Origin of the sequence: Parafrankia sp. Ea1.12 (assembly GCF_900465275.1) — a bacterium.
GTDB classification, from domain to species: Bacteria; Actinomycetota; Actinomycetes; order Frankiales; family Frankiaceae; genus Parafrankia; species Parafrankia soli.
Genome location: NZ_UBIZ01000299.1, coordinates 1 through 579, shown reverse-complemented (window position 1 = coordinate 579; position 579 = coordinate 1). Strand labels below are relative to the sequence as shown.

The following is a 579-nucleotide window of genomic DNA, read 5'->3' as shown; positions in this document are numbered from 1 at the left end:
GCCCGAGCAGCGCGATGACTCCCGCGCTCAGCGCGCGGGCGAGCAGCGCCAGCGCCGTGCCGGCCATCCGGTCGGCGGGACTCGGCCCGAACACCCCGAGCGCCGCACGCAGGATGGCCAACAGGCAGATCACGGCCACCACCCGCAGCAGCCATCCCCTGATCACCCCGGTCTGGCAGCGCAGCAGCCGCGACGCGCCGGCCCGGTCGAGCGCGCCGTCGAGGCCGGCCTGCTCCAGCACCCGGTCCGCGGCGTGGAGCGCGCCGCGGACGACCACGGCTCCGACGGTGAGGACGAGCGCGAAGATCAGGATCTTGGGACCGATCTGCGCGATCCGTGACCACGCGTCCGAGACGCCCTGATCCCACTGCACCGCCTGCGTCATCGCGACAGCACAGCAGGAAGCCTCTGACCGCGGGTCCATGCCACGCCGTGACCTCGCGTGACATCGGAGTGGTCTCCGTTGGTGACCCGTGGTGACGGGCTACCGTCCGTCGGATGAGCTCGCCCCCCTCGACGCAGGCGGTGTGGTGGCTTCGCCGTGACCTCCGCCTCGACGACAACCCGGCGCTGCTCGCC

The 579-nt window shown here is 72.9% G+C and carries 1 pseudogene; it reads right to left on the bottom strand.

Annotated elements, in window-relative coordinates:
- A pseudogene (locus tag FMEAI12_RS15620) lies at positions 1-385 on the bottom strand (hypothetical protein); the annotation flags it as partial.
- Positions 386-579 lie beyond the last annotated feature (194 nt).